The sequence below is a fragment of the Tenacibaculum amylolyticum genome, from assembly GCF_964511145.1.
Classification (GTDB): domain Bacteria; phylum Bacteroidota; class Bacteroidia; order Flavobacteriales; family Flavobacteriaceae; genus Polaribacter; species Polaribacter amylolyticum.
Genome location: NZ_CAZEFZ010000004.1, coordinates 294,212 through 318,735, shown reverse-complemented (window position 1 = coordinate 318,735; position 24,524 = coordinate 294,212). Strand labels below are relative to the sequence as shown.

Below are 24,524 nucleotides of genomic sequence, written 5' to 3'. Positions count from 1 at the left end.
TAAAACCAGAAGCGACCTTATGCATAAGGTCGTTTCATTTATTATAATTCTAGTAAACATATTTACTGTAAAAACGGATGCTAAAAAATTATTTCATTTTCTCAGATATTAATACTTTTGCCGTATAAAATTTAAGCATGCAATTACTCAAGAGATTTGGATATTATTTAGTAGGACTAGCTTTAGGTACTTTAGCAGTATCATTTTTTTGGAAAAACAAAAAAGTAACTTTCGATTATGGTATGGATGCTAGAACTTTAAAAACCATTCGTATTCGTAAAAGAGTATTTTCTGAGAATGCGAAACAAGTAATGCTTGAAAATAAAATAGATACTGCAAAAATTTCTGAAATTCTACGCTCTGGAGATGTAGCTTTTGGTAAAAGTAAACCACGTTTAAAGCCTTGCGCTGAATATTATGTAACCAGCAAACAAATTGATTTATACGTAATTCGTTGCGATAGTACTGCTACTATTGATAAAGTAATTGTTAAATAATTTGTTAACAGTTACGATATTTATCATTTAGTCCAATTCCTTCTTTAATCATTGGAATTATTTTTTCGAGCCTAGCATTTTGCGTAGCTTCTCTTTTTGCAGTAGCAATATGTTCTGCAAACTCTCTTTTTTTCGTAAGTGATAAACTAGAGAATTTATGTTCTAATTCTTCATCATTTGAAAAAGCAGCGGCTAATTTTTCTGGAATGATAAGAGGTTTTGAAGCTCTTTTAGGTTTTAATTCTTTTCCTAACTCAACATTTTTCATTGCTTCTAAAGCGTAACTTTTTACTAATGCTGGATCTATTTCATCTATAGACGAGAATCTCCACTGTCGCATAGCCTTCGTTTTTCCTTCTTGAGCATTCATTAAAACTTTTGCTTCATCTTGTAAAAATACTCCTTGATGAAACCATATTCCGAAATAGTTTTTAAAAGCTGCCATTCCTAAAACGTTCTTACCTTTATAAGTATATGCAGGTGCACTCCATTTAACAGTTTCTTCTAAGTCTAAATCTAATAACAAAGAACGCAAAAATGTTAACTCTTGCGTCCATTTCGTTTGTGCTATATATTCTGAAACTTTACGATCCATTATATTAGTTATTTCGTTATAAAATTTTAATTAGCTACATCACTAGTAAACTTAATTCTCATTAAACGTAACTCTTCATCATCATAATCACCATCAAACTCATCTAATGCTTCCTGAATTTTATCTGTTTCAGCTTCCATAAAGTAATCATAAATTTCTTCCTGCTGATCTTCGTCTAGCAAATCTTCAATTGCGTAGTCGATATTTAATTTCGTTCCAGAAAATACAATAGCTTCCATTTCTTTAATTAACTCACCCATTTCAAGACCTTTAGACCTCGCAATATCGTCTAATGGTAGCTTTCTATCTGTATTTTGAATGATATAAAGTTTTAATCCAGAATTTACTCCCGTACTTTTCACTACAAGATCATCTGGTCTTACAATATCATTATCTTCTACATACTTTGATATAACACTTATAAATTCTTTACCGTATTTTTTAGCTTTTCCTTCTCCTACTCCATGTACTTTAGATAATTCATCTAATGTAATAGGATATTTTAATGCCATATCATTAATAGACGGATCTTGAAAAACTGCAAATGGAGGAACTCCAAGTTTTTTCCCTACTTGTTTACGTAAATCTTTTAAGATTCCAACAAGTTTCTCATCTGTTCCTGCTCCATTAGCTTTGGCATTGGTTATAATAGAACCATCATCACTAGACTCATATACATGATCTTCTGTCATCATAAAAGATGTTGGTTCTTTTAAAAACGCTTCACCTCGCTTCGTCATTTTGATAACACCGTATTGTTCAATCTCTTTTCTAACAAGATCGGCTACTAAAATTTGACGAATTAAAGCCATCCAATAATGACCATCTTTATCTTTACCTATACCAAAAAACGGTTGTTCTGTAGTTTTATGCGACTTTAATAATGCGTTCTCTTTACCTGTAAGTGTATTTACAACTTCTTTTGCCTTATACATCTCGTTGGTATTTTTAACTACATTTAAAAGTGTTGTAACTGCCTCTTTTGCTTCATGTTTTTTCTTTGGATTACGCATATTGTCATCCATATCAGCACCATCTCCATTGACTTCGTCAAACTCTTCTCCGAAGTAATGCAACAAGTATTTACGTCTATTCATAGACGTTTCAGCATATCCTACAACTTCTTGTAAAAGTGCATGACCAACTTCCTGCTCTGCTACAGGCTTATTTGCCATAAACTTTTCTAGTTTTTCTATGTCTTTGTATGCATAAAATGTGAGGCAATATCCTTCTCCTCCATCTCTTCCTGCTCTACCAGTTTCCTGATAATAGCTTTCTAGACTTTTAGGGATATCGTGATGGATAACATAGCGTACATCTGGTTTGTCAATTCCCATACCAAAAGCAATCGTCGCAACCACTACATCACAATCTTCCATTAAGAACATATCTTGATGTTTAGATCTAGTTTTTGCATCAAAACCAGCATGGTATGGTAACGCATTAATACCATTAACTTGTAGTACTTGAGCTATCTCTTCTACTTTTTTTCTACTTAAACAATAGATAATCCCAGATTTCCCCTCTCTTTGTTTTATAAAGCGGATAATATCTTTTTCTACTTCTTTAGTTTTAGGGCGTACTTCATAAAATAAATTAGGACGATTAAACGATGCTTTATATACATTAGCATCGGTCATTCCCAAAGTTTTCAAAATATCCTCTTGTACCTTTTCTGTAGCTGTTGCTGTTAAGCCAATTACAGGAACATTATCAATTTGTTTAATAATGTTTCTTAAATTTCTGTATTCAGGTCTAAAGTCGTGTCCCCATTCAGAAATACAATGCGCCTCATCTATCGCAACAAAAGATATTTTCTGTTGTTTAAGAAAATCCACATATTCTTCTTTTATAAGAGATTCAGGAGCAACATATAGTAATTTTGTAACTCCATTTGCAATATCACTCTTTACTTGATTGATTTCAGATTTGTTCAATGAAGAGTTTAACACATGGGCAATTCCATGCGTTTCGGAGATTCCTCTTATTGCATCAACTTGATTCTTCATCAGAGCAATTAATGGAGATACTACAATTGCTGTACCTTCTTTCATTAATGCCGGTAATTGGTAACATAAAGATTTACCACCACCTGTTGGCATAATTACAAACGTATTCTTATCATCTAGAATGCTCTTAACAACATCTTCCTGTAGTCCTTTGAATTGGTTAAACCCAAAAAACTTTTTTAAAGCATCATATAAATTCATTTTCATATAGTAAGTTCCCAGACTGCCAAATTTAAAAATATTTCACAAAAAATTAACACTTTAAAGCTAAATAAAGTTTCTTTTAAAAAAGAGGATATCTAGTAGCTAAAATATTCCTATTTTTACGTCTTGAATTTAAATCCTATTTTCATTTGAAAAATTCAGACACAATATTAGCAAACGCTAAAGAAACTATAAAACTTCAAAGTAATAGCATAGCTAATTTAATTAATTTTTTGGATAATTCCTTTGAAGAAGCTGTTAAGTTCATATTAAATGCAAAAGGGAGAGTAATTGTTACTGGAATTGGAAAAAGTGCAAATATTGCTACTAAAATTGTAGCTACTTTTAACTCTACAGGCACTCCTGCTGTTTTTATGCATGCTGCAGACGCAATCCACGGTGATTTGGGGAATATACAAGTTGATGATGTTGTTATTTGTATCTCTAAAAGTGGGAATACTCCTGAGATAAAAGTTCTAGTTCCTTTAATTCGTAATTCCAACAATAAAATTATAGCTATTACAGGAAACCCTGATTCTTTTCTTGGTAAAAATGCCGATTTTGTATTGAACTCTTTTGTTGAAAAAGAAGCTGACCCAAATAATTTAGCTCCTACAACAAGTACTACAGCACAATTAGTATTGGGAGATGCTTTGGCTGTTTGCCTACTAAAATTAAGAGGATTTACAAATAATGATTTTGCTAAATATCATCCTGGAGGAGCTTTAGGAAAACGCTTATACTTAAGAGTTTCTGACTTGATTAAAAATAATGCTTTACCTAAAGTGACCTTAACTGATAAAATTACCAATGTAATTATTGAGATTTCAGAAAAGCGTTTAGGTGTTACTGCAGTTGTAAATGAAGCCAATAAAATTTTAGGAATTATTACCGATGGTGATATTAGACGTATGTTAAACAAAACAACAGATATTGAAAGTTTAACTGCAAAAGATATTATGAGCTCAAATCCTAAGACAATTAATATAGACGCAATGGCTATTGATGCTCTAGATACATTAGAAGAAAATAATATTTCACAGATTTTAGTTTGTGACAACAATGAAGATTATGTAGGTGTTGTTCATTTACATGATTTATTAAAAGAAGGAATTTTTTAGCTATGGCAGAAAAGGAAATGTCTTTTTTAGATCATCTTGAAGAATTAAGATGGCATTTGATTAGAAGTTTTTTAGCAATCGTAATTGTTGCTATTTTGGTATTTATCTTTATTGAGGTAGTTTTTAATGAAGTATTACTGGCACATTTAAAACCAGATTTCCCTACATATCAATTCTTTTGTGATGTCTTTTCTAGCTTAGGTTTTGATAGTAGTTTCTGTAATATTCAATTTAAACAAACACTACAAGCCTTAAACCCTACTCAACAATTAATGACTGCCATTTGGTCTTCTTTAATTTTAGGTTTTATTGTTGCTTTTCCTTATGTTTTATGGGAAATATGGCGCTTTATTGCTCCTGGTTTATTAGAAAGTGAAAGAAAAAAATCAAGAGGTTTTATCTTCTTTGCTTCATTACTTTTCTTTTTAGGAATTTTATTTAGTTACTATGTAATTATACCAATGTCTGTATATTTCTTTTATAATTTTTCTATAGGAGACGCCGTTGTTAATAATTTTAAATTAGATGCTTATATTGGTTTAATTACAAATACTTTAATTGGTGTTGCTGTATTTTTTGAATTACCAATCTTAATTTATTTTTTATCAAAAATAGGATTAATTACACCAGAATTCTTACGAAAATACCGTAAACACGCTATTGTTTTAGTCTTAATTTTATCTGCAATTATTACTCCTCCAGATATTGCTAGTCAGGTAATTGTTGCAGTTCCTATTATGATTTTATATGAAATAAGTATTCATATATCAAAATTTGTTATTAATAAAGCACAAAAAAATGTCGAAAAAAGTCCAAGAGTTCAATGAGTACCGTTCAAAAATGAACGAGAAAATTTTAGGAGCTGATAATAAAGTTATAAAAAGAATTTTCAATTTAGATACGAATGCATATGCTGAAGGTCATTTATCGGTAAAAACAAAAGAGTTATTAGGATTAGTAGCTTCTGCTGTATTACGTTGCGATGATTGTATTGCTTATCATTTAGAAACTGCATATAAAAATGGTGTTACTAAAGAAGAAATGATGGAAACCATGTCTATTGCTACTTTAGTTGGAGGAACTATTGTAATACCTCACTTACGCCGTGCTGTTGAGTTTTGGGAAGCCTTAGAAGAAGAAAATTAATACTATTTTAAGAACTACATTTGTTACTTTTACCACATTAAGTAACATTTAGAATTTATATACCATTTGCTACAATCATGATATTAAGAGCTGATAACATACAAAAGATTTATGGAAGTCGAAAAGTTGTAAAAGGTATCTCTTTGCAAGTAGAACAAGGAGAAATCATAGGGCTTTTAGGGCCTAATGGTGCCGGAAAAACAACTTCTTTTTACATGATTGTAGGGATGGTAAAACCTAACGATGGGAAAATCTTTTTAGATTCAGATGATATTACTGAAGATGCCATGTATAAACGTTCTCAAAAAGGAATTGGTTACCTAGCGCAAGAAGCATCTGTTTTTAGAAAACTATCTGTAGAAGATAATATTTTATCCGTTTTAGAATTCACCAATCGTACGAAACAAGAACGTAAAGATCGTTTAGAAGAGCTAATAGAAGAATTTAGTTTAGGACATGTACGAAAAAATCGTGGTGATTTACTTTCTGGAGGTGAACGTAGAAGAACTGAAATTGCACGTTGTTTAGCCTCAGATCCTAAGTTTATATTGTTAGATGAACCTTTTGCAGGTGTAGATCCTATTGCTGTAGAAGATATTCAAGGAATTGTTGCTAAATTGAAAAACAAAAATATTGGAATCCTTATTACCGATCATGATGTACAGGCAACTTTAGCCATTACAGATCGCTCTTACTTAATGTATCAAGGTGGAATTTTAAAGGAAGGAATTCCTGAAGAATTAGCTGCAGATGAAATGGTTAGAAAAGTATATTTAGGAAAGGATTTTGAGCTAAAGAAAAAGAAGTTCTAATACTAATAAAACTTCTTCTTCCAACAATATTTATTTTCTAGTGATCAGTTCTTTTTAATTTAATATTACACAGGGACTTTTAAGCTTAATATTATATTTTACGATCAATTGGATTGATTGACTATAAAAATAATCCTCAAATACACCTTCCTTAAGATCATTTCTCAAACTGAGTTAAGAAAACTCTTTTCTATTTCTTAAACTGTTTTTGTACTTTTTAAATTTTTAAAAACTGACAAGACAATATATAAGATTATAACAAGAGGAATAGCAACAAACTTTAATGTAAATAGCAATACTAAAGACGCTAACAAAAACACATATTTTACAACATTATCTTTAAATGCATATGTTTTAAATTTTAAAGAGAACAAAGGAAGTTCAGACACCATTAGTACTGATAACACAATCGTTGTAACAATTAGAAAATACTTATTATGAATTATATCTAATATTAACGGATTAGAAGTATACTCTGCAATTAAAGGCAAAGACAATACAAATAAATTCATTGCAGGTGTAGGAACTCCAATAAAACTATCAGATTGTCTTTCATCAATATTGAATTTAGCCAATCTATATCCAGCAAAAAGAGTTAATAATAAGCCTATAATTTCATATGATAACCACTTGTCTAAATTCAAACCTATATCTAAAGCAGAATCCCATGACGATACTCCTAATTGATTGTATAATTTACTGTGTAACATAAATTGCACCATAACAATTCCTGGCACTACTCCACTCGTTACCATATCTGCTAAACTGTCCAATTCTTTTCCTAATTCTCCCTGAACTTGTAACAATCTTGCCATAAAACCGTCAAAGAAGTCGAAAGTTATTCCAATACCAACTAAAATTGCTGTAGCATAGAAATCTCCATTAACAGCTGTAATTGTTGCTATTGTACCACATAATAGATTTCCTAAAGTGATTATATTTGGAATGTACTTTTTAATATTCATATTTTAGATATTTTCACGAAAATATGAAATTGATTGTTTTTATAATTATATAAAATAAATTGTTTTAAAAAATGCCAATACTCAAAAGCCAACTAACTACTAAATTTCCATTCAAAAACCCACATGTAAATACCATTTACAAGTTTTTTTATACAAAAGATAAACCTGCATATAATAGAAAAAGAATTGATACTTGGGATGATGATTTTATTGATTTAGACTTCTTAACCGCCGACTCTTACTCTATTGTAGTATTAATTCATGGTTTAGAAGGCAGTTCACAATCAAGTTATATGCTATCTACAGCTAATTATTTACATAATTTAGGCTATGATGTTGTATGTGTTAATTTAAGAGGATGTAGCGGTGAAGACAATCGCATTTTAAAAACATACCATGCAGGAAAAACAGATGATGTAGATTATATAGTTAAACATTTACTAAACAATCATAATTATAAAAACATTGTGCTTTGTGGTTTTAGTTTAGGTGGTAATTTAACACTGAAGTATCTTGGAGAATATTCAAATTCCTTACCCAATGAAGTTAAAGGAGGTATTGCTATTTCTGTTCCTGTAGATTTAACTACTGCTCAAGCTGAGTTAGGTAAACTTAAAAACAAACTCTATATGCAAGAGTTTTTAAGAACCTTACGATCTAAGGTAATTGCAAAAACGAAACAATTCTCTGAATATAATCCAGATCCAAAATTAATTGCTAAAGCAACAACTTTTAGAGACTTCGAGGAAATTTATACAGCTCCTGTTTTTGGTTTTAAAAGCCCCGAAGATTATTGGGAAAAAGCAAGCAGTAAACCTTATTTATCATCTTTAGGTCGGAAAGCATTACTTATTAACGCAAAAGATGATTCTTTTTTATCGTTAGAATGTTATCCTTACGAAACTGCTGAAAATTCTGATAATTTCTTCCTTATGACACCTAAATATGGTGGACATGTTGGATTTGTTACTTCTTTTAACGACGCATCGTACTGGATGGAGAAACAAGTAGTAAATTTTATTCAAAATACCTTAAATATCTATTCATAATAACAATAAGTCTTAAAATTATCTGTTATTTCACAAGTAATTAAGATATTTGTTCTATATAGAAATTGGTACTTTGAAAATTAGATTACTTTACTGTTTACTTTTTTATTCGCTAATAAGTAGCGGACAATTTAGAAATTATTCAAATGAATTTTTAAATATTGGTGTAGATGCTGCAGCTCTAGGAATGAGTAAAGCCGTTGTTGCTACTTCTAATGATGTAAATGCAACATACTGGAATCCAGCTGGACTTACTGAAATTGAAGATTATCAAGGTTCCTTAATGCATGCTTCCTATTTTTCAGGCATCGCCACTTATAATTTTGCTGGTGTAGCCTTACCAATAGATAAACAAAGTGCTGTAGGTTTTTCCATTATTAGATTTGGTGTAGATGATATTTTAAATACTACGGAATTAATCGATAGTCAAGGAAATATTGACTTTAACAGAATCAATTTATTTTCTGCTGCAGATTATGCTTTCAATATTAGTTATGGTAGAAAATTATTGTTAGATGGTTTTTCTATTGGTGGAAATGCTAAAATTGTTCGTAGAATTATTGGTGATTTTGCTACTTCTTGGGGATTTGGTTTCGATTTAGGAATTCAATTCCAAAAAAATAACTGGAAATTTGGTTTAATGGCAAGAGATATTACCACTACTTTTAATACTTGGGCTATTAATGAAACTGAATTTGAAAAGATTCAAAATGCAATTCCTGGGCAAAATCAAGAGCTTCCTGAAACTACAGAAATTACAAAACCTAAACTACAAGTAGGTGTCGCTAGAAACTTCACTATTGGTCGTTATTTTAACTTATTAACGGAAGTAGATTTAAACATGAGATTTGCAGAAACAAATGATATTATTTCTACTGGCTTTGTTAGTATTGATCCTGCTTTTGGTTTTCAATTAGACTACGATAAAATTGTATTTCTAAGAGTTGGAGCGGGTAATTTTCAAAATATCAGAGAGTTTGATAATAGTCAATCACTTTCTGTTCAACCAAACTTTGGATTAGGTTTTACTTATAAAGGTGTTCAAATAGACTATGCTTTAACAAACATAGGAAGTGTAGGTAACGCCTTATTTTCTAACATATTTTCTATTAAATTTGATTATAGCTTTTTTAGATAAAATGATGCAAAAGAAACTTAGACTACTAGCCTTCCTACTTTTTCTTACACAACCTTTTTTCTCTCAAAATATTCAACTTTCTGTCTATTCTGAAATTAGTATTATTACTTCAGGACCTGGCGATAATTTATATGAAAGATTTGGACATACTGCAATTAGAGTAAAAGATCCTGTATTAAACTTAGATGTTTTGTATAATTATGGGATTTTCGATTTTAACGATCCTAATTTCTATACAAATTTCATAAAAGGGTATATGAACTATAAACTAGCTCGTTATCCTTTTCATTATGCTTTAAAATCAGCAAATCAAGATGAAAGATGGGTGAAACAGCAAGTATTAAACTTAACTCCAAAAGAAAAAAATGAGTTCTTTTATTTTTTAGAAAATAATGCAAAACCAAAAAATGCTGGTTATTTATACGATCCGTTTTTCGATAATTGTGCTACTAGACCAAGAGATATTATAGTAGAAGTTTTAAAAGGAAGATTTATTCTGAAAGAGGATTTTATTTCTAAACCAAAGTCTCTAAGAACATTAATGAATGAGAAAATTCATACAAATTCGTGGGGGAGTTTTGGAATTAATATTGCTTTAGGAAATAGACTTGATAAAATTGCTACAGCACAAGAGTATTTGTACCTTCCGGAATATTTATTTTCTGCATTAGAAACTTCTAAGATAAAGCGTAACAATACTGAGGTAAATGCCATTAGTAAAACTAGTATATTATTAGATTTTAAACCAAAACTTAGTAAAGCAGATTCCCTTAGTCCTTTCTTAGTTTTTACAATACTGTTAATTATAGTACTTATAATAACCTATAGCAATTATAAAAAAGGTAAAAGAAGTCGTATTTTAGACTTTTTCATACTTTTCTCTACAGGGTTATTAGGCATACTTATTCTATTTTTATGGTTTTTCACAAATCATTCAACTGCACCAAAGAATTTTAATTTTCTCTGGGGATTTGCTCCAAATTTAATTATTGCATTTCTTATAGTAAGAAATAAAGTAGGCAAATGGATTAAGTATTACATAGGATTACTTCTATTATTCTTAATACTTATACCGTTTATTCATGTATTGGGAGTACAGAAGTTTACGTTCCCTATAATACCTTTAGTTTTATTGTTATTAGTACGATATTTATTTCTGTATACAAGCTTTAAAAAAGAAGGGATATAAATAATGATTTATATCCTTAATATATTTTTACGTTACAAAATTGAGTATTTGCCCCTTCTATTCTAAAAAACTTTGAATTGCTAGTGTATAACTTTGCAAGCCAAAACCTGAAATCACACCTTTTGCATTCCCTGCTATATAACTTACATGTCTAAATGTTTCTCTAGAATGAACATTAGAAATATGCACCTCTATTACAGGAGTTTCAATTCCTTTTACAGCATCTCCAATTCCCACAGAAGTGTGTGTGTAAGCCGCTGCATTTAAAATAATTCCGTCATAATTGAAACCTACTTCATGTAATTTATCTATTATCTCTCCTTCAATATTAGATTGAAAGTAAGCTAATTCAATATTCTCGAACTTTTGCTGTAACTCTTTAAAGAAGGTATCAAACGAATTTGCGCCATAAATTTCTGGCTCTCTTTTTCCTAATAAGCTTAAATTAGGACCATTTATTATAATCAGTTTCATTTATTAATAACTAAAATAATTACCACCTCTAAAGATGTTGAATACTATTCCTATTCCTGCATATCCATAAGTAGGTTTTTTCTTTTTAATTCCAGCATAAAAGAAGTTAACACTCACTTTTTCACTAAAATTATATCCTACCATAGGTTTAAAAAATATTCCTCCATTATCTCCATTTGGTGAAATACCTAATGCAAAACCACCATCTGCCCCTACATAAAAATCATCATTTTCTCCACTAAAACGTATCGCTCCACCTAAAGGCAGATATATAAATGGATCTGGTTTAACTCCAACATTATCTTCCGTTAAAAAGTACACTAGATTTACAGATGGCCCCAATTTCACATTATCAAATATATCGAACAAATAATTTGCATCTACTCCAAATGCCATACGAGATACATTATCTAAATTTCCAATAGTAACACCACCATTTATTCCAACATTTAAATCCGCATTTTGACTTAAAACCGATTGAAATGAAAAAATAGACAGTAAAACAATTATTATTTTTCTCATGGTTACTCTTTTTATGCGAAGATAAATATTATTATAGCTTTTTGAAATAGAATATAAATAAAAAAGGAAGCCGTAAAAGCTTCCTTTTTTACATATTAAATATGTGTTTTTTACAATCCGAACATTACTCCTAATCCAATATTAGCAACTGAACCTCCAGTTACACTAACCCCAGAATAAGTAGCTTGAATCATAATGTTATCTGCAACATTATATCCAACCATTGGTCTATAGTAAAAACCTCCGTCGTTACCTGTGTTAATCCCAACAGCGTAACCTAAATCTGCTCCTAAAGTAAATTCATCAGAGATAGCAAATCTTCCTGCCGCTGCAATTGGTAAAAATTGAGCATCAGACGCAGAAATAGTTACTGTTACTCCACCTGCAGTCACTTCAGTATCTTTACCAAAGTAATTAACAAAACCTACAGAAGGTCCTACTTGAAAATCGTCTGAAACAGAAAATAAGTAATTTACTTCTGCGCCAACAGCAAAAGAAGAGATATCACTAGCATCACCTACTGGTAACCCTAAATTAACTCCTGCATTAAATTGACCGTCTTGAGCATTAGCAGCAAATCCAAAGGCTACCATAGCAATGGTTAAAAGAAATTTTTTCATAATTTTTAATTTTATCAATTATAAGTTTGCTTAACAAATGTAAGTTTATTTTTGAAATATCAAAGTTTTTAACACTTTAATTAACAATCACTTCCTCTTATAACTGCAACTAAGTTCACATAAAAAAGCATTAAATAATAGGCATAGAGCCTAAGTTTTATAATTCCTAAAAATAAAAAACAGGTATTTCCCTGAGCAAAATTTAGCGCAAAAAAAATAGAGACTGCTTTTATAAACAGTCTCTATTCACTTACTTTAAAATCGTAATATTATATAGTTAAAATGAATTTCTAAAACTCAATTTGGATTCCATAAGGATAAATATAATATTTCTTAATCTTTTAATTAGAATGAGTAAGTAGCTCCTAATCCAACAGTAGACGCAGTAGCTCCGTCTAAGCTAAATCCAGCGAAAGTAGCTTGTAATGAAATGTTTTCATACACTTCATAACCAACCATTGGTCTGTAGTAAAAACCACTATCAGTATCATTGATCATACCAATACCGTAACCTAAGTCAGCTCCAACTACGAACTTTTCAGATACAGAATAACGAGCTGCTGCTGCTACCGGTAAAAATGAAATATCAGCTGCTTCTCTGTTAAATTGAATGTAAGATACAGAAGGTCCTACTTTAAATCCTTCAGCAACGTTGAATAAGTAGTTAGCCTCAATAGATCCAACGATATCAAAAGCGTCGCTAGCATCACCAGTTGGTAAACCGATGTTACCTCCTACGTTAAACTCACCGTCTTGTGCATTAGCAGCAAATCCGAAAGCTACCATAGCAATAGTTAAAAGAAATTTTTTCATAATTTTTAATTTTATTAATTATAATTTTGAGAGCGCAAAAGTAATCTTATTTTCTAAATGACAAAGCTTTTTAATCGTTAAATAATGGGATGGAGAACTAAAATAATAGACTATAAATCTTACTTACAAATAGAGCGAAATCTATCTAAAAACTCAATAGAAAGTTATATTTCAGACATTTACAAGTTGGTAAACTATTTAAATGACTTTAATATAGGGTCAGCCCCTATTTCTATACAAAAAAAAGATATTCAGCAGTTTATCTATGAAATTGCAAAAATTGTAAGTCCTAGAACACAAGCTAGAATTATTTCTGGTTTAAGAAGTTTTTTTGATTATTTAATTTTTGAAGGCTATCGAGAAGATAATCCATTAGACTTAATTAAATCTCCTAAAATAGGACGAAAACTTCCTGATACACTCTCGAAACCAGAAATAGACAAGCTTATAAGTACGATAGATTTAAGTCATCCACAAGGAGAACGTAACAGAACTATTTTAGAAACAATTTACGGTTGTGGTTTACGTGTAAGTGAATTAATCAATCTTAGAATTTCAGATTTATTCTTTGACGAAGGTTTTATAAAAGTATCTGGAAAAGGAGATAAATCAAGGTTTGTACCTATACATCATACAACAATTAAGTATATTAATACGTACATACACGAAGTTAGAAATCACATCACTCCTCATAAGGAAGATTCAGACATTGTATTTTTAAATAGAAGAGGAAAAAGATTAACTCGTCAAATGATTTTTATTATTATCAAAAATCTGTGCGCTAAAGCTAATATCCAAAAAACTGTAGGTCCACATACTTTACGACATTCATTTGCCACCTATTTATTAACCGAAGGTGTAGATCTTAGAGCTATTCAACAATTATTAGGGCATGAAAGTATAACTACAACAGAAATTTATGTGCATTTAGATAATAAATATTTACAAGAAGTTGTTGAAAATTTTCACCCTAGAAGTAATACGAGTCGTAAAGAAAAATGAAAATTAATGATACAAAAAATGGCAAGCTACCTACATCACACCGCTACGACCTAATACCCTTGCTGCGTTCCCGCCCTGGGGGATTCAAAGGGAGCTGGTTGTGTAGAACTTGCCGCTGCAAATTTACGACGTTTTTTTGAATCACAAACAAAAAATTTACACGTTTTTTTTGTAACATTTCTAAAACATTGAATACTAATCAAATGTTTTAAGTAATTTTATAAATAAATAACTAATCAAATTTAATTTCACATGGAAAATCAAGCAAACAGTAAGAATTTAATCCTTAATTATGGTCTTTATTTAGGTTTAATCGGCGTATTTATTCACCTAGTATTCTATGCAACTGGTAATTTAATTACGTTAGGTTGGCTATCTGGAATAATTGGTTTTATAGCTATGGTTGCCTTAATTATTTTAGGTATCAAAAAATATAAAGAGAGTAATAATGGGTTCTTAACTTTTGGACAAGCTTTAAAAGTTGGGGTTGGTATTGCTGTAGTTAGTGCTGTAATTACTACTATTTATACATTAATTTTTGCGAATGTTATTGAGCCAGATTTTCAACAACAAGCTATGGAAGTTCAAAAACAAGCATGGATAGACGCTGGTTTAAGCGATGAACAAATTGAAGCTTCTGAAGAAATGGCTAAAAGATTTCAAAGTCCAGCTATTACAATTCCAGTATCATTAGTTGTTTCAGCATTTTTTGGTTTCATAATTTCAGCTGTAGGTGGTGCTGTTATGAAAAAAACTGAAGATCAATTCTAAATAGAAGCTATTGTAAATTCTATAAAAGTCTGTTACCTTTGTTACTTATTTAGATATTATAACAGATGAATATATCGGTAGTAATACCACTTTTAAACGAAGAAGAATCGTTACAAGAATTATATGATTGGATTGCACGTGTTATGCAATCCAATCAATTTTTATATGAAGTAATTTTTATTGATGACGGAAGTACCGATACTTCTTGGAATATAATCCAACAGTTATCTGAAAAACATACAGAAGTAAAAGGGATTAAATTTCAACGAAATTATGGTAAATCTCAAGCATTAGATGCTGGTTTTGGTGTTGCCAATGGTGATGTAATAATTACTATGGATGCAGATTTACAAGATAATCCAGAAGAGATTCCTGATTTGTATCACCTAATTGCTATAGAAGGATATGATTTAATTTCTGGATGGAAAAAGAAACGTTATGATAATGTAATAACTAAAAATATTCCTTCAAAATTATTTAACTGGGCTGCAAGAAGAACATCGGGGTTACATTTAAATGATTTCAATTGTGGCTTAAAAGCTTACAAGAAGGAGGTAGTTAAATCTATAAAAGTAAGCGGAGAAATGCATCGCTATATTCCCGTCTTAGCTAAAAATGAAGGTTTTACTAAAATTGGAGAAAAAGTAGTACAACATCAAGCACGAAAATATGGTATTACTAAATTTGGAATGGATCGTTTTATCAATGGTTTTTTAGATTTAATTACCATTTCTTTTCTTTCTAAGTTTGGAAAACGACCAATGCATTTCTTTGGACTTTGGGGTACGCTTATGTTTATATTTGGTTTTACATTAGCATTTTATGTAGGATTTGTAAAACTATATCGTCTCTATAGTGGTATGAAAACTATATTGGTTACAAACAACCCATGGTTTTATATAGCACTAACCTCAATGGTAATTGGAACTATCTTATTTTTAGCTGGTTTCTTAGGCGAATTAATTATTAAAAACGGTCCGCAAGAAAAGCACTATAAAATAAAAGAATACCTAAATTTATAATCTTAACTCCCATTTATACTATAATTTACTATGCAAGAAATTCTACAAAAAGCAAAACTTTGGCTAACTGATACATTTGATGCAGCCACTCAAAAAGAAATAAATGATTTAATTGCTACTAATTCAGATGATTTGGTAGACCGTTTCTATAAAAACACTGAATTTGGAACTGGGGGAATGCGTGGTGTTATGGGAGCAGGAACCAATCGAATTAACAAATACACTTTAGGTAAAGCAACACAAGGATTAAGTAATTATCTACGTGAAGTATATACTAACAAAGAGATTAAAGTTGCCATTGCATACGATTGTAGACATAATAGTAAAGCATTTGCAACGTTAGTTGCTGAGATTTTATCTGCTAATAATATTAAGTCTTTTGTTTTTGAAGACCTACGTCCTACTCCTGAATTATCTTTTGCTGTAAACTATTTAGATTGTCATGCCGGAATAGTATTAACTGCATCGCATAATCCTCCAGAATATAATGGATATAAAGTATATTGGACAGATGGCGGACAAATTGTTCCTCCTCAAGATCAAAAGATTATAGCAGAAGTTAATAGTTTAGATTTTAGTGATATTAACTTTACAAAAAATGAAGCATTAATTACTTATGTAGGTTCTGAAGTTGATGAAGCTTTTTGGAAAGCTTCTATAGCTAGCGGTACTTTTGATATAAAAGGAAGAGAGGATGTTAAAATTGTATTTACTTCTTTACATGGAACTTCTATTAAATTAATTCCTGAAGTTTTAAAACGAGCTGGGTATACACAAGTTCATATTGTTGAAGAGCAAGCAGAACCTAATGGAGATTTTCCAACAGTAGATTCTCCTAATCCAGAGGAACCTGCAGCACTTGCAATGGCTATTGATTTAGCTAATAAAATTGATGCAGATATTGTTATTGGAACAGATCCTGATAGCGATCGTTTAGGAATTGCCATTAGAGATTTAAACGGTGATATGAAATTGTTAAACGGAAATCAAACAATGAGTGTTATGACTGATTTCTTAATTCAACAATGGGAAAAACAAGGTAAACTAAACGGAAAACAATTTATAGGGTCCACTATTGTTTCTACTAATTTAGTAAATGAGATAGCCGCTAGTTATGGTGTGGAAACTAAGGTTGGTTTAACTGGTTTTAAATGGATTGCAAAGATGATTAAAGATCATCCTGAACTTGATTTTATTGGTGGTGGTGAAGAAAGTTTTGGGTTTATGGTTGGTGACTTTGTTCGTGATAAAGATGCTGTAACTTCTACCCTATTGGCTTGTGAAATCCTTGCTGATGCAAAAGCTAAAGGAAGTTCTTTCTATAAAGAATTATTAGGCATTTATACAAAGCATAGTTTTTATAAAGAACATCTAGTTTCTTTAGTTAAAAAAGGAATGCAAGGTGCAGAAGAAATTAAGCAAATGCTTATTGATTTACGTAATAATCCACTTGCTGAAATTGATGGTGAGAAAGTAACCTACGTAAATGATTATAAAACTTCAGTAAGAACAAATATTCTTACTGGAGAAACTACAGAAATTACTATTCCAAAATCGAATGTATTAATTTACGAAACCGAAAAAGGAACTAAAGTAGCTTGTAGACCAAGTGGTACTGAACCTAAAATTAAGTTTTACATTAGTGTTCAAGATACCTTAGATACAATTGAAGATACCGAAAAGGTTGAAACAATTTTAGATACTCGAATACAACGAATTATAAAACAGTTAGGTGTTTAATGAAATATTTTAGAAAAATTCTTCCTTTTTTATTTCCGTATAAAAAGTATATGGTATTCAATATCGTATTCAATATTTTGTACGCAATTTTTAATGTTCTTTCTGTCTTAGCCTTTATTCCTCTATTAGGAATTTTGTTTGGTAAGGCAGAAAAGGTTTATGTAAAACCAGAATGGAATGGTATAAAGAAAATTGCCAATTACATTCAAAATTCATTAAACTATAAAATTACAGAGCTTATAGATAATGAAGGAGCACAACAAGCACTTTTATTCATTTGTATTCTTACTTTAATACTTTTCTTCCTGAAAAATATTACTAGATATCTAGCCTCTTATTCTTTAATTTTTCTACAAAATGGAGTTGTTAGAGATATTAGAAATACAGTTTATAATAAGATTACTACGTTACCGCTTTCATTTTTTTCTGAATCTAAAAAAGGAGATTTAATTGCTAGAACTACATCTGATGTTAATGAAGTAGAAGTTTCTTTCTTATCTACTTTAGAAGCTATTGTAAGAGAGCCTTTAACTATTGTTTTAACATTAGTTTCAATGCTTGCCATTAGTGTAAAACTAACATTGTTTGTATTTGTTTTATTACCTGTTTCTGGAATTATTATTTCTGCTATTAGTAAGCGTTTAAAGCACTCTTCAGCTAAAGCACAAAAAGAAACTGGTGTTTTTCTTTCAATTTTAGAAGAAACATTAAGTGGTTTAAAAATATTAAAAGGTTTTAATGCTGAAGAACAAGCAGAGGAAAAGTTTGAGCTATCTACTAATAGATACTATAAGTTTAAAAATAGTGTTTTAAAGCGTAAACGATTAGCCTCTCCTATGAGTGAATTCTTAGGAACTATAACTATTGTAATAATTTTATGGTTTGGTGGTAAGCTTGTTTTAGGTAATAGCAGCGATTTACAACCTCAAGATTTCTTTGGATACATTGGGTTATTTTACTTAATCCTAAATCCATCCAAAGCTATTTCAACTGCATTTTATGCTATTCAAAAAGGAAACGCTTCTGCTGAACGTATTTTAGAAATACTCGAAGCAGAAAATCCAATTAGAGATGCTGAAAATGCTGAAGAAAAATTGAATTTTAACAACACTATTGAGTTTAAAAATATTTCATTTAAATACAAAGATGAATACGTTTTAAAGGATTTCTCTTTATCAATTCCAAAAGGACATACTGTAGCTTTAGTTGGTCAATCTGGAAGTGGAAAATCAACACTAGCAAACTTGATAACTCGTTTTTATGACGTGAATAAAGGAGAAATATTAATTGATGACAAAAATATTAAAGAGATAACGAAAAAATCGTTACGTAATTTAATGGGAGTTGTTACGCAAGATTCTATTTTATTCAACAACTCAGTAAAAGACAATATTGCTTTAGGAGTTGATCGTGTTGATGATGATAAAGTTATAGAAGCTTCTAAAATAGCAAATGCACATGAATTTATTGTAGACTTACCTGAACAGTATGAAACGAATATTGGAGACGGTGGAAATATGCTTTCAGGTGGACAAAAACAGCGTTTATCTATTGCCAGAGCTGTTTTAAAAAATCCACCAATAATGGTGTTAGATGAAGCTACTTCTGCTTTGGACACAGAAAGTGAACAATTGGTTCAAAAAGCTTTAGAAAAAATGATGAAGAATAGAACTTCATTAATAATCGCTCATAGATTATCTACCATACAAAATGCAGATTCAATTGTTGTATTAAGAAAAGGAGAAATTGTTGAGCAAGGAAAACATGAAGAACTATTAGCTAAAAAAGGAGAATACTTTAAGTTAGTAACTATGCAAAATGTTCTTTCTTAGAAAATAAAAATAATAGTAAGGGCTATAGTTGTAAAACTTAGCCCTTTTTTATTGTCAATCCTAACGAATTTCCTTTTTCTAACATATAATCGTAAGAAGCTTGATACTCATTAGGAATTTGTCCTTCTAAAATAGCTTCTTTTATAGCTTCCTTTATCTGACCAATCTCTCTACATGGTTTTAAGTTAAAGGTTTCCATAATTTCTTCTCCAGTAATAGGAGGTTGAAAATTTCGAACACGATCTCGTTCTTCTACTTCTTTAATTTTCTCGCGAACAATTTCAAAATTCTTATGATAACGTCTAAATTTCTTTGGGTTTTTGGTAGTAATATCTGCTTCACAAAGTGTCATTAAACTATCAATATCATCACCTGCATCAAAAATTAATCTACGTACTGCAGAATCTGTAACTTCAGAAGCTAATACAATAGGTCTTGAACTTAATAAAACCATTTTCTGAACAAACTTCATCTTATTATTTAATGGCATTTTTAAACGTTTAAATAACTTAAATACCATTTTTGATCCTACAAACTCATGCGAATGAAAAGTCCATCCTACTTTTTTATCAAACTTTTTTGTAGGTGCTTTCCCTATATCATGCAGTAAAGCAGCCCAACGTAACCATACATCTTCTGTATTTTCAGAAATATTATCTACTACTTCTAATGTGTGATAAAAGTTGTCTTTATGTTTTTGTCCTTCTACTTCCTCTACTCCTTTTAAAGCAATTAATTCTGGAAGTATTTTTTGCAACAAACCTGTTTGTTCTAATAATAAAAATCCAATAGAAGGTTTTGGAGATGCCATTATCTTATTCAATTCATCTACAATACGTTCTTTGGTTATAATTTTAATGCGTTCTACATTTTTTGTAATCGCATCTAATGAAGATTTTTCTATTGTAAAATTCAATTGTGTTGCAAAACGAATTGCTCTCATCATACGTAACGGGTCATCAGAATATGTAATATCTGGATCTAAAGGCGTACGAATTGTTTTTTGTTCTAAATCTCCAATACCATTAAAAGGATCTAACAGTCTTCCAAACGTTTTTTCATTTAAGCTTAACGCTAATGCGTTTATAGTAAAATCACGACGGTTTTGATCGTCTTGTAGGCTTCCTTCAGAAACTTCTGGATTTCTACTATTTTCAGTATATGATTCTTTTCTAGCACCAACAAACTCAATTTCTATGTCTTTATAACGCAACATTGCTGTTCCGTACGTTTTAAACACTTGTACTTTTGGAGTATTTGGTAACAAACTAGCCACTTTTTCTGCTAATTGTATTCCACTTCCAATAGTAACTACATCAATATCTTTTGCCGTACCTCTTTTTAAAATAAAATCACGTACAAAACCACCAATTACATAACTTTCTAATTGTAGTTCTTCTGTTGCTTGCGTTATGTATGTAAAAATTTTAGCGGAAAGTGCTTCCTTAAAAAATTGCTCTTGCATGTTTATTCTCGTATCACAATTATATCTTCTCCATCAATCTTCAAAATTGTAGAAGATTTTGTAGCTATTTTGTCTTGGTGCAAATTTACTATATAATCTACGCTATCCAAAATTGCTTTTTCAATCTCTGAAAAAGATTTAGGTGTAGGATTACCGCTAACGTTTGCAGAAGTAGATACTATTGGTTTTCCAAAAGCTTTGATAAGTGACTCACAAAACTCATTTTTCACTATTCTTATAGCCAATGTATTATCTTCTTTATTAATAATATTTTGTGCAATCCCTTTTGGATTATTGTAAATAATTGTTGTTGGTTTTTCTGTATTTTCAAGGATTTCAATTGCTTTTTGAGGAACCAAGACATGTTGTTGTAACATCTCTAAAGAATCTACTAATACAATTAAACTCTTACTTTCTTCTCTATTCTTAATCTTATAGATTTCTGCAACTGCTTCTTCATTCGTTGCATCGCATCCTAATCCCCAAACTGTATCGGTTGGATATAGAATTGTACCTCCTTCAGATATTTTTTTTAAACATTCGTTAATCATACACAAAAAATATAATTAAATTATTTTATTTTGCTGCCATTGAATACTAACTACATGCATCAACATAAAATTAGCGCGGCCATTATAACTTTTAATGAAGAAGCAAATATAGCTCGTACATTAGAAAAACTTACCTGGTGCGATGAAATAATTATTGTTGATTCCCATAGTACTGATAAAACTGTTGAAATTTGTAAAGAATATGGTGCTACCGTATACTTTAAGGAGTTTAATGGTTATGGTGAACAAAAGAAATTTTTAGTTGATCATTGTAGTTTTAATTGGATTCTCTCTTTAGATGCTGATGAAGTATTAACAGACGATTTAATAAACGAAATTCAACAAGAGTTTTCTAAAGACATTTTACCTTACTATGCTTATGTTTTGAATAGAAAACATGTTTATTTAGGAAAGGTATTTAAATATGGTTACTTAAAAAGCGAACCTATTATTCGTTTATTTCATAAAAAACATGCGCATTTTACAAACAGAAAAGTACATGAAACTGTTATGTACCATGGTAAAAAAGGACGCTTTAAAAACTACTTTTTACACTATACTGTTAATTCTATAGAACAAATTAGTCTTAAAAAGAATAGATATGCCTCTTTAGTTTCTTCTGAGTATTTTGAGCAAAAGAAGAAGATTAACTTACTTTCTTTATTATTTAAATACCCTGTTGCATTTTTAAAAGAATATATTTTTAGAAGAAACTTTTTAAATGGATACGAAGGTTATGTTTGGAGTGTTTATATAGCAGAGTATACTGTATTGAAATACTTAAAATTAAGAGAAAAAAACAAATCAGCTTAGCAATTCTTTATATACTGAAATGTATCTTTTTGCACATACTTCAACTGTAAAGTTGTTGATTAACAACTCATATGCTTTTTCTGTTAATTTATTCTCTAATTCTTTATCCTCTAGAACCTTTATTGTTTTTCTAGCTAAACAGTCATAATCTTCTACATTACAAAGTAATCCTGTCTCGTCTTCTTTTATTAAATCTAAAACACCTTGGGAATTTGTTGCTACTACAGGAATTTTATGCAAGAAAAAATCTAGAATTGTTGAACCTAAACCTTCTGTTTTAGAAGTAAATAACAGCAAATCAAAATTTGGTATTAAAGCATCTATATTTTTAATAAACCCAGTTATGGTAATATTTTCTTGTACGTTATTTTCTTTTATAAAATTTAAGATTTCTTCCTCTAACTTGCCAGACCCAACTATATAAAAGTGAACATTGTTTTTATACCTAAGGATTTCTTTAGCTGTTTTTATGAAAGTTATATGGTCTTTTTCTTTTGTAAGTGCAGCCACATAAGCTATGTTTATTTTATCTTCTTTTAAAAATGGAAAAGTCTGATTTTTATACTCTTTTTCGTGTTCTATGTAATCTGGTATAATTTCTATTTTATTTTGATCAACCACTGAACTTAATTCAGTTTTTACCGCTGAAGAAATAGCAACTACTTTATTTATGAATGGTGATTGGTATTTTAGCTTTGAAAAATATCCTTTAACAGGAAAAATTACTTTTCTTGTTACTATTATTTTTACGTTCAGTTTATAAAACTTCTTAGCAAAAAAAGCCTGCGTTTGTGCTTTAGAATCGTGGATATGAATAATATCTATTCCTTCTTCTATACACGTTTTTTGTATCTTTTTAATCCAAGTTATACTAAAACTAGAAGGTTTTTTGATGTAAACTACTGGTAAAACATCAGATAATCTATTTCCCAACTCAGAATTATTGGGTGTCATTAGATATTGCTTAACATTTTGTTTTTTAAGCTCTTTTACCAAGTAATATATTTGCCGCTCTCCTCCTCTCCAGTCTTTAGCAGTAGAAATATGTAAAACATTCATTATTGTAAACTTTTATAAACATTAAACACATTTTTTGCCACATTTTCATCAGTAAACTGTTGTGCATATTCAATTCCTTTTCTTTTCATTTCTTCCTGTAATTCAGTACTTGATAAAACCTTTTTTATTTGCTGATTTAGCTCGTCAACATTATACGGTTCTACATAAATGGAGTGCTTCCCTCCTGCTTCTGAAAAACAACTTCCTGTGCTTGTTATAACTGGTGTTTTTGAAAATAAAGCCTCAATAATTGGAATACCAAAACCTTCAAAAATACTTGGATACACAAACAACTTTGCTTGTTGGTATAAGACAGATAATTCGAATAATGTTAGTTTTTCTAAAAAAATAACTTTCGATTGTAATTTATGCTCACTTATATATGCATCAATCTCTTGCTGATAACCTTTTGTCTTTCTTCCTACCAACACTAATGGTACATCAACATTTTTCATTGCCTTTATTAAGGATAGCGCATTTTTTCGTTTTTCTATGGTTCCAACATACAATACAAACTCTTTTGGTACATTATATTTTTGAAGAACTGCTTGTATTTCTTCAGATGTTTTTTCTATTTTAAATTCATTATGACATCCTTGATACACTACTTCAATTTTAGAAGGCTCAATTTCTAAAAATTCAATGATATCTCTTTTAGTTTGTTCGCTAATCGCAATTACTTTATCAGCTACTTTGGCTGCATGCTTGAATTTTTTATAATGTATTTTTCTATCGAAATAGCTATATAACTCAGGGTATCTTACAAAAATTAAATCGTGAATTGTTACTACAGTTTTAATTTCTGTTTTATTAATATTTATAGGTAATTCGCCACTCAACCCATGAAAAATAGTAAGATCATCTTTTTTGAGCTGCGAAACGATTGGTTTTTGACGCCAATATGACGATAATTTCTTCCATATTTTTTTATCTGGTAATATCTCATGCATATTAATTTCTAAGCTTAATCTATTTACCTTTTTCGGTTTAGGACTATATAAAAAATATTGGTTATCTGGATAAAAATTACTTAAGATCCTTATTAAATCTCTGCTATAATTTCCTAAACCTGTTGTGTTATGAAAAGCTCTTTTAGCATCAAAACCTATGTTCAT

The 24,524-nt window shown here is 30.1% G+C and carries 25 protein-coding genes and 1 other RNA gene; 14 read left to right on the top strand and 12 right to left on the bottom strand.

Features of this window, described 5'->3' with window-relative positions; translation table 11 throughout:
- Positions 1–137: 137 nt before the first annotated feature.
- A complete protein-coding gene (locus ACKTTC_RS02945) occupies positions 138–497 on the top strand; it encodes a DUF4258 domain-containing protein (RefSeq protein WP_408038111.1) in 360 nt (119 codons plus the stop codon).
- Between the two features lie 4 nt (positions 498–501).
- Here ACKTTC_RS02945 and ACKTTC_RS02940 read toward each other — a convergent pair whose 3' ends face one another.
- Both ACKTTC_RS02940 and ACKTTC_RS02935 read right to left on the bottom strand, forming a co-directional pair.
- Complete coding sequence (locus tag ACKTTC_RS02940; RefSeq protein WP_408038110.1) at positions 502–1,092, bottom strand: YdeI/OmpD-associated family protein; 591 nt, start codon at positions 1,090–1,092, stop codon at positions 502–504.
- 26 nt (positions 1,093–1,118) lie between these two features.
- On the bottom strand, positions 1,119–3,302 hold the full coding sequence (locus ACKTTC_RS02935; protein WP_408038168.1) for a RecQ family ATP-dependent DNA helicase: 2,184 nt from the start codon (positions 3,300–3,302) through the stop codon (positions 1,119–1,121).
- 152 nt (positions 3,303–3,454) lie between these two features.
- Here ACKTTC_RS02935 and ACKTTC_RS02930 point away from each other — a divergent pair, with 152 nt between their 5' ends.
- From ACKTTC_RS02930 to lptB, 4 genes are all read left to right on the top strand, one after another.
- Positions 3,455–4,426 carry a KpsF/GutQ family sugar-phosphate isomerase gene (locus ACKTTC_RS02930; protein WP_408038109.1) on the top strand — a complete coding sequence of 324 codons (972 nt, stop codon included), beginning with the start codon at positions 3,455–3,457 and terminating at the stop codon, positions 4,424–4,426.
- A gap of 2 nt (positions 4,427–4,428) precedes the next feature.
- Complete coding sequence (gene tatC / locus ACKTTC_RS02925; RefSeq protein WP_408038108.1) at positions 4,429–5,253, top strand: twin-arginine translocase subunit TatC; 825 nt, start codon at positions 4,429–4,431, stop codon at positions 5,251–5,253.
- Entirely contained in the window at positions 5,225–5,572 is a 348-nt protein-coding gene (locus ACKTTC_RS02920) for a carboxymuconolactone decarboxylase family protein (protein WP_408038107.1), read from the top strand. Before tatC ends, ACKTTC_RS02920 begins: the two co-directional genes overlap by 29 nt.
- Before the next feature lie 77 nt (positions 5,573–5,649).
- Positions 5,650–6,384, top strand: a complete 735-nt coding sequence (lptB, locus tag ACKTTC_RS02915) for an LPS export ABC transporter ATP-binding protein (RefSeq protein WP_408038106.1) — start codon at positions 5,650–5,652, stop codon at positions 6,382–6,384.
- A gap of 197 nt (positions 6,385–6,581) precedes the next feature.
- Here lptB and ACKTTC_RS02910 read toward each other — a convergent pair whose 3' ends face one another.
- Positions 6,582–7,343, bottom strand: coding sequence for a CDP-alcohol phosphatidyltransferase family protein (locus ACKTTC_RS02910; RefSeq protein WP_408038166.1), 762 nt, complete (start codon positions 7,341–7,343; stop codon positions 6,582–6,584).
- 77 nt (positions 7,344–7,420) lie between these two features.
- On the opposite strand from ACKTTC_RS02910, the gene ACKTTC_RS02905 reads away from it, so the two are divergent.
- The 3 genes from ACKTTC_RS02905 to ACKTTC_RS02895 all read left to right on the top strand — a co-directional run bounded on the left by ACKTTC_RS02905 (position 7,421) and on the right by ACKTTC_RS02895 (position 10,725).
- Positions 7,421–8,398 (top strand): YheT family hydrolase, encoded by a 978-nt coding sequence (locus ACKTTC_RS02905; protein ID WP_408038104.1) that lies wholly within the window; start codon positions 7,421–7,423, stop codon positions 8,396–8,398.
- Between the two features lie 73 nt (positions 8,399–8,471).
- The gene (locus ACKTTC_RS02900) at positions 8,472–9,536 is read left to right on the top strand and encodes a putative type IX sorting system protein PorV2 (RefSeq protein WP_456243508.1); all 1,065 of its coding nucleotides are present in this window, start codon (positions 8,472–8,474) and stop codon (positions 9,534–9,536) included.
- Positions 9,537–9,540: 4 nt separating this feature from the next.
- A complete protein-coding gene (locus tag ACKTTC_RS02895; RefSeq protein WP_408038102.1) occupies positions 9,541–10,725 on the top strand; it encodes a lipoprotein N-acyltransferase Lnb domain-containing protein in 1,185 nt (394 codons plus the stop codon).
- A gap of 57 nt (positions 10,726–10,782) precedes the next feature.
- Here ACKTTC_RS02895 and aroQ read toward each other — a convergent pair whose 3' ends face one another.
- The 4 genes from aroQ to ACKTTC_RS02875 form a co-directional block, all read right to left on the bottom strand.
- On the bottom strand, positions 10,783–11,199 hold the full coding sequence (gene aroQ / locus ACKTTC_RS02890; protein ID WP_408038101.1) for a type II 3-dehydroquinate dehydratase: 417 nt from the start codon (positions 11,197–11,199) through the stop codon (positions 10,783–10,785).
- 3 nt (positions 11,200–11,202) lie between these two features.
- A complete protein-coding gene (locus ACKTTC_RS02885; protein ID WP_408038099.1) occupies positions 11,203–11,721 on the bottom strand; it encodes a hypothetical protein in 519 nt (172 codons plus the stop codon).
- Between the two features lie 110 nt (positions 11,722–11,831).
- Entirely contained in the window at positions 11,832–12,341 is a 510-nt protein-coding gene (locus ACKTTC_RS02880) for an outer membrane beta-barrel protein (RefSeq protein ID WP_408038098.1), read from the bottom strand.
- A gap of 345 nt (positions 12,342–12,686) precedes the next feature.
- Positions 12,687–13,154 carry an outer membrane beta-barrel protein gene (locus tag ACKTTC_RS02875; protein ID WP_408038097.1) on the bottom strand — a complete coding sequence of 156 codons (468 nt, stop codon included), beginning with the start codon at positions 13,152–13,154 and terminating at the stop codon, positions 12,687–12,689.
- Between the two features lie 84 nt (positions 13,155–13,238).
- On the opposite strand from ACKTTC_RS02875, the gene xerA reads away from it, so the two are divergent.
- A complete protein-coding gene (xerA, locus tag ACKTTC_RS02870) occupies positions 13,239–14,156 on the top strand; it encodes a site-specific tyrosine recombinase/integron integrase (RefSeq protein ID WP_408038096.1) in 918 nt (305 codons plus the stop codon).
- Between the two features lie 16 nt (positions 14,157–14,172).
- Here the strand turns inward: xerA and ffs are convergent.
- An RNA gene (gene ffs / locus ACKTTC_RS02865) (signal recognition particle sRNA small type) lies at positions 14,173–14,271 on the bottom strand.
- A 137-nt stretch (positions 14,272–14,408) separates the two neighbouring features.
- On the opposite strand from ffs, the gene ACKTTC_RS02860 reads away from it, so the two are divergent.
- The 4 genes from ACKTTC_RS02860 to ACKTTC_RS02845 all read left to right on the top strand — a co-directional run bounded on the left by ACKTTC_RS02860 (position 14,409) and on the right by ACKTTC_RS02845 (position 19,521).
- A complete protein-coding gene (locus tag ACKTTC_RS02860; protein ID WP_408038095.1) occupies positions 14,409–14,927 on the top strand; it encodes a DUF4199 domain-containing protein in 519 nt (172 codons plus the stop codon).
- 65 nt (positions 14,928–14,992) lie between these two features.
- Positions 14,993–15,949 carry a glycosyltransferase family 2 protein gene (locus tag ACKTTC_RS02855; RefSeq protein WP_408038094.1) on the top strand — a complete coding sequence of 319 codons (957 nt, stop codon included), beginning with the start codon at positions 14,993–14,995 and terminating at the stop codon, positions 15,947–15,949.
- Between the two features lie 30 nt (positions 15,950–15,979).
- On the top strand, positions 15,980–17,689 hold the full coding sequence (locus ACKTTC_RS02850; protein ID WP_408038093.1) for a phospho-sugar mutase: 1,710 nt from the start codon (positions 15,980–15,982) through the stop codon (positions 17,687–17,689).
- A complete protein-coding gene (locus ACKTTC_RS02845; RefSeq protein WP_408038092.1) occupies positions 17,689–19,521 on the top strand; it encodes an ABC transporter ATP-binding protein in 1,833 nt (610 codons plus the stop codon). The genes ACKTTC_RS02850 and ACKTTC_RS02845 overlap by 1 nt, the downstream gene beginning before the upstream one ends.
- Before the next feature lie 37 nt (positions 19,522–19,558).
- Here the strand turns inward: ACKTTC_RS02845 and ACKTTC_RS02840 are convergent, their stop codons facing one another.
- Entirely contained in the window at positions 19,559–20,986 is a 1,428-nt protein-coding gene (locus tag ACKTTC_RS02840; RefSeq protein WP_408038091.1) for a CCA tRNA nucleotidyltransferase, read from the bottom strand.
- Between the two features lie 2 nt (positions 20,987–20,988).
- Positions 20,989–21,537 carry an L-threonylcarbamoyladenylate synthase gene (locus ACKTTC_RS02835; protein WP_408038090.1) on the bottom strand — a complete coding sequence of 183 codons (549 nt, stop codon included), beginning with the start codon at positions 21,535–21,537 and terminating at the stop codon, positions 20,989–20,991.
- A 54-nt stretch (positions 21,538–21,591) separates the two neighbouring features.
- Between ACKTTC_RS02835 and ACKTTC_RS02830 the strand changes: the two genes are divergently transcribed.
- Entirely contained in the window at positions 21,592–22,350 is a 759-nt protein-coding gene (locus ACKTTC_RS02830) for a glycosyltransferase family 2 protein (RefSeq protein ID WP_408038088.1), read from the top strand.
- Here ACKTTC_RS02830 and ACKTTC_RS02825 read toward each other — a convergent pair.
- Both ACKTTC_RS02825 and ACKTTC_RS02820 read right to left on the bottom strand, forming a co-directional pair.
- A complete protein-coding gene (locus ACKTTC_RS02825; RefSeq protein ID WP_408038087.1) occupies positions 22,342–23,409 on the bottom strand; it encodes a glycosyltransferase family 4 protein in 1,068 nt (355 codons plus the stop codon). The genes ACKTTC_RS02830 and ACKTTC_RS02825 overlap by 9 nt on opposite strands.
- Positions 23,409–24,524 carry a glycosyltransferase family 4 protein gene (locus ACKTTC_RS02820; protein WP_408038085.1) on the bottom strand — a complete coding sequence of 372 codons (1,116 nt, stop codon included), beginning with the start codon at positions 24,522–24,524 and terminating at the stop codon, positions 23,409–23,411. Before ACKTTC_RS02820 ends, ACKTTC_RS02825 begins: the two co-directional genes overlap by 1 nt.

What these genes read in the sequence shown, in the direction of transcription:
- ACKTTC_RS02940 (WP_408038110.1), bottom strand. Translation starts at nt 1,092, where the DNA reads ATGGATCGTAAAGTTTCAGAATATATAGCACAAACGAAATGGACGCAA.
- tatC (WP_408038108.1), top strand. Translation starts at nt 4,429, where the DNA reads ATGGCAGAAAAGGAAATGTCTTTTTTAGATCATCTTGAAGAATTAAGA.
- ACKTTC_RS02830 (WP_408038088.1), top strand. Translation starts at nt 21,592, where the DNA reads ATGCATCAACATAAAATTAGCGCGGCCATTATAACTTTTAATGAAGAA.
- ACKTTC_RS02825 (WP_408038087.1), bottom strand. Translation starts at nt 23,409, where the DNA reads ATGAATGTTTTACATATTTCTACTGCTAAAGACTGGAGAGGAGGAGAG.
- ACKTTC_RS02835 (WP_408038090.1), bottom strand. Translation starts at nt 21,537, where the DNA reads ATGATTAACGAATGTTTAAAAAAAATATCTGAAGGAGGTACAATTCTA.
- ACKTTC_RS02880 (WP_408038098.1), bottom strand. Translation starts at nt 12,341, where the DNA reads ATGAAAAAATTTCTTTTAACCATTGCTATGGTAGCCTTTGGATTTGCT.
- aroQ (WP_408038101.1), bottom strand. Translation starts at nt 11,199, where the DNA reads ATGAAACTGATTATAATAAATGGTCCTAATTTAAGCTTATTAGGAAAA.
- ACKTTC_RS02875 (WP_408038097.1), bottom strand. Translation starts at nt 13,154, where the DNA reads ATGAAAAAATTTCTTTTAACTATTGCTATGGTAGCTTTCGGATTTGCT.
- ACKTTC_RS02840 (WP_408038091.1), bottom strand. Translation starts at nt 20,986, where the DNA reads ATGCAAGAGCAATTTTTTAAGGAAGCACTTTCCGCTAAAATTTTTACA.
- ACKTTC_RS02935 (WP_408038168.1), bottom strand. Translation starts at nt 3,302, where the DNA reads ATGAATTTATATGATGCTTTAAAAAAGTTTTTTGGGTTTAACCAATTC.
- ACKTTC_RS02895 (WP_408038102.1), top strand. Translation starts at nt 9,541, where the DNA reads ATGCAAAAGAAACTTAGACTACTAGCCTTCCTACTTTTTCTTACACAA.
- ACKTTC_RS02920 (WP_408038107.1), top strand. Translation starts at nt 5,225, where the DNA reads ATGTCGAAAAAAGTCCAAGAGTTCAATGAGTACCGTTCAAAAATGAAC.
- ACKTTC_RS02885 (WP_408038099.1), bottom strand. Translation starts at nt 11,721, where the DNA reads ATGAGAAAAATAATAATTGTTTTACTGTCTATTTTTTCATTTCAATCG.
- ACKTTC_RS02845 (WP_408038092.1), top strand. Translation starts at nt 17,689, where the DNA reads ATGAAATATTTTAGAAAAATTCTTCCTTTTTTATTTCCGTATAAAAAG.
- ACKTTC_RS02905 (WP_408038104.1), top strand. Translation starts at nt 7,421, where the DNA reads ATGCCAATACTCAAAAGCCAACTAACTACTAAATTTCCATTCAAAAAC.
- ACKTTC_RS02820 (WP_408038085.1), bottom strand. Translation starts at nt 24,524, where the DNA reads ATGAACATAGGTTTTGATGCTAAAAGAGCTTTTCATAACACAACAGGT.
- xerA (WP_408038096.1), top strand. Translation starts at nt 13,239, where the DNA reads ATGGGATGGAGAACTAAAATAATAGACTATAAATCTTACTTACAAATA.
- ACKTTC_RS02945 (WP_408038111.1), top strand. Translation starts at nt 138, where the DNA reads ATGCAATTACTCAAGAGATTTGGATATTATTTAGTAGGACTAGCTTTA.
- ACKTTC_RS02850 (WP_408038093.1), top strand. Translation starts at nt 15,980, where the DNA reads ATGCAAGAAATTCTACAAAAAGCAAAACTTTGGCTAACTGATACATTT.
- ACKTTC_RS02855 (WP_408038094.1), top strand. Translation starts at nt 14,993, where the DNA reads ATGAATATATCGGTAGTAATACCACTTTTAAACGAAGAAGAATCGTTA.
- lptB (WP_408038106.1), top strand. Translation starts at nt 5,650, where the DNA reads ATGATATTAAGAGCTGATAACATACAAAAGATTTATGGAAGTCGAAAA.
- ACKTTC_RS02860 (WP_408038095.1), top strand. Translation starts at nt 14,409, where the DNA reads ATGGAAAATCAAGCAAACAGTAAGAATTTAATCCTTAATTATGGTCTT.